This is a genomic window from Pedobacter sp. 05L430 (assembly GCF_056397585.1).
Genome location: NZ_JBFTNT010000154.1, coordinates 1 through 9,387 on the forward strand (window position 1 = coordinate 1; position 9,387 = coordinate 9,387).

Below are 9,387 nucleotides of genomic sequence, written 5' to 3' on the forward strand. Positions count from 1 at the left end.
AGAGAGTACCTCGTCATCTCGGCGCCAGGAGAGATGACGATTAGTGCTTTTTTAAAACATCATTTATTATTGAACATTAACCTTCAACGGTTGATTTAATTTCTGATTAAAAGTGTCCAGATGTTTAAACCATTCATTTGCAGTAGTAATTTCATTTCCCTTACTCCATGCAGAGCCATTATAGTAAACAACCGGCTCTTTGCCTTTAACCAAAGTATGGGTTAGCAAATGAACCTTATCGGTATTCATTTTTACCTTTCCACCTGGAATAATCGTTGCTACCCCGGTAATTCCATCTGCACCATGCTCTGGCTCCCAGTAACCCATTATGCCTTGTTTTTCATCCATTAGGATAACCCCTGGCTCAGCTCTTTTAACTATCCCTATTACCGCAGGAAGATCCGCTCCGTCTGAATAAGTGTAATCAGCTTGTATACGGTTAAAGTGAGAGCCTGCATCCAGAGATATTGTTTTTACTACTTTTACCGGTTTACCTGCCACATCCCACTCATCATAACCTAACTGAAATGAGGTACGCAAAGGCCCATTATCCAATACCTTCCAGTTATGATAATTTTTAGAATAGTAAACTGAGTCATTAACATAAGGAGCAATATCACCTGCCCCTAAAGTTAATCCTACACTATAATAATCCATTCCATCACCATGATCTGTATGGTAATCACCAGTTTTGTACCAATCATTAATTACCAGCTTACTTGATCTTTTAACCCAAATGTCTATTCCAAAGGCATTGTCCTTTCTAGTTTCTAATGCTTTACCGTACATGCGGTTAGCAACTTTATCGTTCTCCCACGCAAAGTCATCATAGCGTTCAGGGACATAGCGACCATATGTCTTTTTAGTTATAGCAGCAGGTTTGCCTGCGACTATTAGGAGTTTAGCAGTCCCTTTTGCTTTAACGTTAATTTGTACCAGTAAATTCTGTATAGCTACTTCTCCTTTGTGTTCCAACTGAAAAGGAATTTCTTTTTTGGTAGCTGCATCTAATACTTTGAAATTCGCAGTATCAATACMGGGATATTTTGTGATAATGGTAGCCCAGTTAATAGACAATACCTCACCTACCCGCGCTATATCAGATGAATTACTCACTATAATGGTTGTTTTCACCACATTGGTTTGTGCCTGTACAAAGAACGATGCTCCGGGCAGTAACAATAATAAAGCAAATACTTTTCTCATAATCTCTTTATTATTTAAGCTCATTAATTGCACAATGATCCATATCTCCATAGTCAAGATTTTCACCTGCCATACCCCAGATAAACGTATAATTACTTGTACCCGCTCCTGAGTGTATAGACCAGTTAGGCGAAATCACGGCCTGCTCATTTTGCATCCAGATGTGTCTGGTTTCCTGTGGTTCGCCCATAAAATGGCAAACACTTTGTCCTTGCGGTACTTCAAAGTAAAAATAAACCTCCATCCTACGGTCATGAGTATGTGCAGGCATAGTGTTCCAAACGCTTCCACTCTTTAACTCAGTCATACCCATTTGTAATTGACAAGTAGGCAAAACACTATTCACCAATAGTTTATTTATAACGCGGTGATTTGCTGTTTCAGGACTTCCGAGCTCAACAATTTCTGCCTCAGCTTTTGAAACCTTTTTACTTGGATATTTATGATGGGCCGGTGCAGAATTAATATAAAATTTTGCAGGCTTCTTTTTATCGGCAGATGCAAATGTTACATTTCTAGTCTCCTTACCAATATAAAGCGCTTCTTTAAAATCCAGATCATAATTAACTCCGTCGGCCACAACAGTACCTTTACCACCTACGTTAATAATCCCTAGCTCTCTTCTTTCTAAAAAGTATTCAGCTTTTAAACTATCAGGATTTGAAAGTTGTATAGTTTCATTTACGGGCATTATTCCTCCCGCTATATAGCGATCGTAATGAGACAAAGTAAAATGTATATGGTCGGCCTCGAATATCTCGGGGATTAAAAAATTTTTACGCAGATCCGCGGTGACCATTTGCTTTGTTTCATTTGGACTAAGAGCGTATCGGCTTTCAAAATGTGTTTGCATGTTTTATCTTTTTTATTAATATTTTTATAAATACCAGTTTTTATAGCGATGTAATGCCTCTAAAAAATAGTAATCTGCATAGGTCAACGGGACATCAACTTCGGATTTATGAGGTATTGAACCTACGCTATGTTTTAACAGAAATCCCCCATTCTCACCCAATTTTGCACGATAAGCATCAGAGGCTAACGTTTTTAATGCTGTTTCAGCGGCGCTCACATATTGTTTACCTTCCTTTTTATCTGAATACTGAGCGAGCTCCAATAATGCCGAAGCCATAACCGCACCCGCAGAGGCATCACGAAGCGCATTTGGTATTCCCGGAGCATCATAATCCCAGTAAGGAATCATGTCTGCAGGCATATTGCGATCATTTAACATAAATTTGGCAATATTTTTTGCCTGATTTAAATATTGTTTGTTTTTAGTAAAACGATACATCATGGTGTAACCATATAAGCCCCAAGCCTGTCCCCTGCTCCATGCAGATGAATCTGCAGCTCCCTGCGCGGTTATTTTTTGTAAAATTTTACCTGTTTTCATGTCATAATCAATAACATGATAGGAACTAAAATCTGGTCTGAAATGATTTTTAATGGTGGAATTTGCATGTCTAACTGCAATCTCTTTGTACTTTTTATCACCTCCATGGTCACTTACCCAGCTTAACAACTCAAGGTTCATCATGTTATCTATAATAACAGGACCAGCCATTTTTTTGCTGGAATTCCAGGATTGGATCACACCGGCCTCGGGATGGAAGCGTGTTGACAAAGATTCTGCGGCTGTATCTATTGTCTTTTTATACGACGGATCTTTCAGGATTCGGTAAGCATTACCAAAACTGCAATACATCATAAAACCCAGATCGTGATTACCTGTATAATGCTTTTCCTTTTCTAAAATAGAAAGACGTCCTTTAGCCTCCTTTAGAATGTCAGCATCTTTTGTATACTCATAGATATAAAGCAGCGTACCAGGAAAAAAACCACTACACCACCATTTGGTATCACTTGTTTCTACTTTACCTGTGTTTTCGTAATAGGTTTTAGGCATTACATCTGCAGGTACATTTTTGGCAAGCACCTTGTATTGCTGATCAGCAAATTTAAATTGCTCATCAATCAATTGGCTCATTTTTCCGTCCTTACTTTGGGCGCTTAGCATGCCATTATTTATCAGTAAAAAACAGATTACAACAAATAGTTTTCTCATCATCAATGTTATTTAATATTTAGTTTTTAGGTTGTCATTCTTCTAATTAACTGAACAGGTATCGTTATTGGTACTGTTCTTTCATCAGTTATATTGGTATTATTCTTCAAAGAATTTATTAAGGCTTCAACTATCTTTTTACCCACCTCGTCAGGAAACTGCTCTACTGTAGTTATCGCAGGAGTAATTATTGATGTTCTGGGGTCATTTGAGTAACCTATAATTTTTAATTCGCCAGGCACATCAATTCCCTTTTCTCTCGCAAATTCAAGAGCTGCTATTGCACTTGTATCATTGTCGGTAAATAAACCGTTAGGCACAACATCCCCGTCAAACATTTTTCGCATCGCTTCTCTCGCATTGGCATGTGTCAATTCCTGATGAAACACCCAGTTTTCATTTACAGAAAGCTTATGTTGTTCCATCGCTTTTACAAACCCCGCCGATCGGTCCTGATATAAATTTGAAGTTAAAGGCCCCGAAATATGAGCAATCTTTTTACAGCCAGTTTCAATGAGGTGTGAAGTTGCGATGTATCCTCCTCTAAAATCATCACCTTTTATTATGGTTGCTTTTTGTTCATTTAAAGGTACGCGATCGTAAAAAACTACTGGTGTACCATTTTGCAAAAACTTATCGAAATGGCTAAAATCTGTGGTACCCAACGTACATGCTGCAATTAAACCATCAACTCTTGAGGACAAAAGTATCTCTGTTAGTTCCTTTTCCATATCTAATGAGTCATTAGACTGGCATATGATCAGATTATATCCATACTTCTGTAAACCATTCTGAATAGTGGTAATAACCTCTGCGTGAAAAAACATTGAAATCCTCGGCACAATAAGTCCAATGGTATGTGTTTTATTGCTGCGTAAGCCTGAAGCCATATTATTGCGCCTATAACCCAGCTGAGCAGCCATTTTTAGTACATCATTTTTTGTTTTTTCCTTTACATGGGGATGATCATTAAGCGCACGTGAAATTGTTGCAGGCGAAAGCTTCAACGCTTCCGCAATATCCAGAATTGTATTTTGCTGTACCTTTTTTTGGTTGGCCATTTTAATATTATATGAGGCTATTGATTTAAGCTAATCCATATACCAAGCTAATCAATATTACAATTATATGAAAACGTTTTCATAAATTCCAACAAATTAATTCGGCAAGGTTTAAACATTATAAAAACACATAAGTAGTTCATGTAATTTAGGTTAAACTAAGACTTACCAACTTTTTTGTTACAAAAAAATGTCGAATGAATATCATTATATGAAATCGTTTCCGTTCTAAATAGCAAACTAATCTGCATAATATTCTTAATAACATTATATTTACCGCTGAGCACTGTATATTTGCTTGAACGCACAACCTAAACCAAATAAGATCAGATACTTTTAGCCATGACTGTTGGACTTTTTATTCCGTGTTATATTGACCAGTTCTACCCAAACGCCGCTATTGCAACCTTAACTTTATTGAAGAAACTAGGAGTTGACGTGGTTTATCCCACAAAGCAAACCTGTTGTGGTCAGCCTATGGCCAATTCGGGCTTTGAACATCTCACACAAGGATGCAATGATTTATTTATAGAAAACTTTTCTGAATTTGATTACGTGGTATCCCCTTCCGGGAGCTGTGTACTCCATATTAAGGATCATCTTCATGCCGATAAAGCCGAAGACAAGGCCCTTGGAATCAGAAAAAAGATCTATGAGTTAACTGAGTTCCTTATTGATGTACTTAAAGTGGAGAAATTAACTGCAAGTTTCCCTCATAAAGTCGGTGTACACCAAAGTTGCCATGGGCAGCGTGGATTAATGCTTGCGCAAATGAGTGAACTCGTTGAGGCTCCTTTCTCTAAGCCACTGCACCTGCTAAATATGGTTGAAGGTCTGGAACTGATTAATCTGAAGCGACCTGATGAGTGCTGTGGTTTTGGTGGTACTTTTTGTGTTGCGGAAGAAGCCGTATCTGTAAAAATGGGTAAAGACAGGGTTGCAGATCATCTTAACGGTGGTGCCGAATATATTACCGCAGCAGACATGTCTTGCCTGATGCATATGGAGGGTATTTTACGCAGACAAAACAGCAATGTTAAAGTAATACACATTGCCGAGATATTAAACGCACAGGAATTTTAAACCTACAACCAGCAATAATAAAATGAGTACAGGAGCAAAAGATCACGCTCAATTATCAGATATCTTTAATAAAGATGAAGCGCGTGTAGACTGGCATGATGAAACGCTTTGGTTTGTGAGGGCTAAGCGGGATAAGGCTGCCCATAGTTTACCAGAGTGGGAAACCTTGCGCGAAACCGCATCACAAATAAAAGACAATGTTCTATCAAACTTGCATGATTACCTTTTGCAGTTTGAGGCCAATGCTGAAAAGAACGGCATAAAAGTTCATTGGGCAGCCAATGGTGAAGAACACAATAAAATAGTGCATTCCATTTTAAAGGAAAGCGGCGTAAACCGCATTGTTAAAAGCAAATCAATGCTTACCGAGGAATGCCATCTAAATGATTATCTCCATAAAAACGACATAGAGGTTATAGATACTGACTTAGGGGAACGTATTGTGCAACTGGCTGAAGAACCACCCAGCCATATCGTACTTCCTTGTATTCATAAGAAAAAGGAAGAGATAGGAGATTTGTTCCACAAGCATCTTGGCACACCCGAAGGTGCTTCTGATCCGGTATTTTTGACTGCCGCTGCAAGGGATCATTTACGTGAAAAGTTTATTACCAGAAAGGCTGCTATCACCGGAGTAAATTTTGCAATAGCTGAAACGGGCGAGTTTGTTGTATGTACAAATGAAGGAAATGCCGATATGGGTGCACATCTTGCCGATGTACATATTGCTTGCATGGGAATTGAGAAAATAGTACCCTTACGTAAGCATCTTTCTGTATTTCTAAGGATACTTACCAGAAGTGCCACCGGACAACCCATTACCACCTACTCCAGTCATTTTAAAAAGCCAAGACCAGGGCAAACCATGCACATCGTTTTGGTAGACAATGGCAGGACTACACAACTTGGCAGAGAAGATTTCCGCAACTCACTTAAGTGTATCCGCTGCGCAGCATGTATGAACACCTGTCCGGTTTATCGCAGAAGCGGCGGACACAGTTATCACACTGCAATTGCAGGGCCTATTGGTTCCATATTGGCTCCAAACCTGGACATGAAAAACTATGCAGATCTTCCATTCGCTTCCACTCTTTGTGGGTCGTGCAGTAATGTGTGTCCGGTAAAAATAAACATTCATGAACAACTTTATAAATGGCGCCAGGTAATTGTTAAAGAAGGTTATGCAGATCCAAAAAAGGCAATGGCCATGAAAGCAATGGATTTTACATTATCAAATCCATCAATATATAAAATCGCTGGAAGAGCAGGTCGTTGGGTTTTAAAACATGCCCCCTTCACGGTAAACAATAAACTTAATCTTTGGTATAAGCACAGAGAAATGCCAGAATCTCCAAAACAATCATTTGGAGAATGGTATAAACAAAACAATAAAAATGACTAGCAGAGAAGAAATACTGGCTAAAATAAAAACCAATCAACCAAGCGCCAGGCCTTTACCGGCAGACCTTACTACTGTACCAGGTGGAATGGAAAGCATAACGCAGTTTAAAACGGTATTAACTACCATAGGTGGAGCAATAGTTGAAGTTTCAAATTTTGAAGAAATCGCACAATACATTCAACAGGAATTTAAAGATAAAAAAAGACTCATATCTACTCTTCCTGAACTTGCTTCGGTAACCGAATCAGGATGGGAGAATAAAGATCCGCATAGCTATGAAGATGTTGATCTGGCTATAATTAAAGCCCATTTTGGTGTTGCCGAAAACGCAGCCCTATGGGTTACCGAAGATCTGATGCAACAAAGGGTCGTACCCTTTATTTGTCAGCAATTAGCTGTTGTGGTAAACAAAGCCGACATTGTTGCTACCATGCACGATGCCTATAGTAAAATAGGCGACGCCGAATATGGATTCGGATCCTTTATTGCTGGGCCATCAAAAACTGCAGATATTGAACAATCTTTAGTACTTGGAGCCCACGGGCCTAAAAGTATGACCGTATTTTTATTAGGCTAGGGATAACCCTAGCCTAATTTAAAATATTCTTTAGCGTTGTAATAACAGATATCGCTGATAATCTGCCCAATCCATTTCTCGTCATTAGGTAATATTCCATTCTCCATTTCTGCCCCAAACAGGTTACATAATATTCTTCTGAAGTATTCATGTCGTGAATAAGAAAGGAAGCTACGTGAGTCAGTAAGCATACCTACAAAATTGCTCACCATCCCMATATTAGACAATGCGTTCAATTGTTTTTCCATGCCATCTTTTTGATCCAGAAACCACCAGCCAGAACCGAATTGCATTTTACCTTTCATCCTTCCATCGGCAAAATTACCAGTCATAGCTGCAAAAACCTCATTATCTGCAGGATTAAGATTATAAATAATGGTTTTAGTAAGCTGATCAGTTACACTCAGATTGCCTAAAAATCCTGACAATCTTTCAGCATGTCTAAAGTCGCCAATAGAGTCATACCCCGTATCAGCGCCTAATTTTTTGAACATTCCAAGATTGTTATTTCTAATTGCGCCCAAGTGAAACTGTTGCACCCAGTCCTTTTCATGATATAGTTTGCTCAATTCCGTTAAAACATAACCGGCAAAAGCATCAGGATTAGAAAACACAGCATCATCGGTTTTTAAGAAACTGATAAATTCCTTTTTCTCCCCGTCAGTTAAGTTATATGTTGCAGGCAAAGTAGCTAATCCATGGTCAGAAACACTGCAATTATGCGCAGCGAAATAATCAACACGCTGTCTTAAAGCCGCGAGTAACCCCTCAACATCTGTTATAGCAATTCCTGAAACAGCAGAAAGCTGTTTTACATAATCCTTAAATTGAACTGCCTTATCAATCAATAAAGCTTTATCTGGTCTGAACGAAGGTTTTACTTTTACTGAAAAGTCACGCTCACCTAACTGTTTATGATATCTAAGATCATCGCAAGGATCATCTGTTGTACCAACCATTTCAACTTTAAAATGGTTTAACAATCCTTGTGTAGAAAACTCATCTTTTGTAAGCAACGCATTACAGTCTTCATAAATTCTTTTACCGGAATCAGCATGTAGAAAAGAATTGATACCAAAAGGATTTTTAAGTTCCATATGCGTCCAATGAAACAAGGGGTTTCTAACTGTTGCAGGCACCACCCTTGCCCAGGCCATAAATTTATCCTGATCTGCAGCACTTCCTGTAATCAGCTCTTCGCTAACACCCAATGCACGCATCCCCCTCCATTTATAGTGATCACCTTTCAGCCAGATCTCAGTCAGATTAGCAAACTTCTTATTTTCTGCTATTTCTTGTGGTGGCAGGTGATTATGATAATCAATTATAGGTAGGTTTTTTGCATAATCATTAAAAAGTATTTTCGCTTTTTTGCTGCTCAACAAAAAATCTTCAGGTATTACTGCTCCTTCTATCATGTTATTTATCTAAAAACTGGTTTATTATTCCGAACTCTAATCCTCTCAACTCAGCGAGGCCTTTTAATCTGCCGATGGCTGAATAACCTGGGTTAGTTTTTTTCTTGAGGTCATCAAGCATCTGGTGACCATGATCAGGTCGCATTGGAATGTTAGCTTGTCTTTTCTGTTGTATCAAAATGATTTGTTTTACAACATTATACATATCTACATCGCCTTCCAAATGGTTGTCCTCGTAAAAATCACCCGCTTCATTTCTTTTTGTACTCCTTAAATGAATAAAATGAATTCTTTCTCCAAATACATTTACCATTTCAGGCAGGTTATTATCCGCTCTTACACCAAAAGAACCTGTACAGAAGCAAAGTCCGTTATTTAATGAAGGAACAGCAGTAAATAATTTCTGAACCTGCCCGGCTGTACTAACAACTCTTGGTAAACCAAAAATAGGATAAGGCGGATCATCAGGATGAATAGCCAGTTTTATTCCTGCAGCATCAGCAACCGGAACAATTTCTGAAAGAAAATGAATAAGGTTTTGAGAAAGTCCGTCTTCATCGATTCCTTTATAC

The 9,387-nt window shown here is 38.5% G+C and carries 9 protein-coding genes; 3 read left to right on the forward strand and 6 right to left on the reverse strand.

Annotated features, from left to right (window positions below; translation table 11 throughout):
• Positions 1-66 precede the first annotated feature (66 nt).
• From AC1DG9_RS17585 to AC1DG9_RS17600, 4 genes are read right to left on the reverse strand one after another with little or no spacing between them, the layout of a single operon-like run.
• Positions 67-1,206, reverse strand: a complete 1,140-nt coding sequence (locus AC1DG9_RS17585) for a DUF4861 family protein (RefSeq protein WP_477634967.1) — start codon at positions 1,204-1,206, stop codon at positions 67-69.
• Positions 1,207-1,216: 10 nt separating this feature from the next.
• Complete coding sequence (gene kduI, locus AC1DG9_RS17590; protein WP_172663791.1) at positions 1,217-2,059, reverse strand: 5-dehydro-4-deoxy-D-glucuronate isomerase; 843 nt, start codon at positions 2,057-2,059, stop codon at positions 1,217-1,219.
• Positions 2,060-2,083: 24 nt separating this feature from the next.
• Complete coding sequence (locus AC1DG9_RS17595; protein ID WP_172663792.1) at positions 2,084-3,277, reverse strand: glycoside hydrolase family 88 protein; 1,194 nt, start codon at positions 3,275-3,277, stop codon at positions 2,084-2,086.
• 23 nt (positions 3,278-3,300) lie between these two features.
• Positions 3,301-4,335, reverse strand: a complete 1,035-nt coding sequence (locus AC1DG9_RS17600; protein ID WP_337715159.1) for a LacI family DNA-binding transcriptional regulator — start codon at positions 4,333-4,335, stop codon at positions 3,301-3,303.
• A gap of 342 nt (positions 4,336-4,677) precedes the next feature.
• Between AC1DG9_RS17600 and AC1DG9_RS17605 the strand changes: the two genes are divergently transcribed.
• From AC1DG9_RS17605 to AC1DG9_RS17615, 3 genes are read left to right on the forward strand one after another with little or no spacing between them, the layout of a single operon-like run.
• Positions 4,678-5,418, forward strand: coding sequence for a (Fe-S)-binding protein (locus AC1DG9_RS17605; protein ID WP_288882353.1), 741 nt, complete (start codon positions 4,678-4,680; stop codon positions 5,416-5,418).
• A 22-nt stretch (positions 5,419-5,440) separates the two neighbouring features.
• Complete coding sequence (locus tag AC1DG9_RS17610; RefSeq protein ID WP_337715161.1) at positions 5,441-6,820, forward strand: lactate utilization protein B; 1,380 nt, start codon at positions 5,441-5,443, stop codon at positions 6,818-6,820.
• Positions 6,813-7,397, forward strand: coding sequence for a LutC/YkgG family protein (locus tag AC1DG9_RS17615; protein WP_337715164.1), 585 nt, complete (start codon positions 6,813-6,815; stop codon positions 7,395-7,397). The genes AC1DG9_RS17610 and AC1DG9_RS17615 overlap by 8 nt, the downstream gene beginning before the upstream one ends.
• Positions 7,398-7,405: 8 nt before the next feature.
• Here the strand turns inward: AC1DG9_RS17615 and uxaC are convergent, their stop codons facing one another.
• Together uxaC and uxuA are read right to left on the reverse strand one after the other, a co-directional pair.
• Positions 7,406-8,815, reverse strand: coding sequence for a glucuronate isomerase (gene uxaC, locus AC1DG9_RS17620; RefSeq protein ID WP_477634968.1), 1,410 nt, complete (start codon positions 8,813-8,815; stop codon positions 7,406-7,408).
• A gap of 1 nt (position 8,816) precedes the next feature.
• The coding region (uxuA, locus tag AC1DG9_RS17625; RefSeq protein ID WP_477634969.1) for a mannonate dehydratase at positions 8,817-9,387 on the reverse strand (571 nt) is incomplete at its 5' end.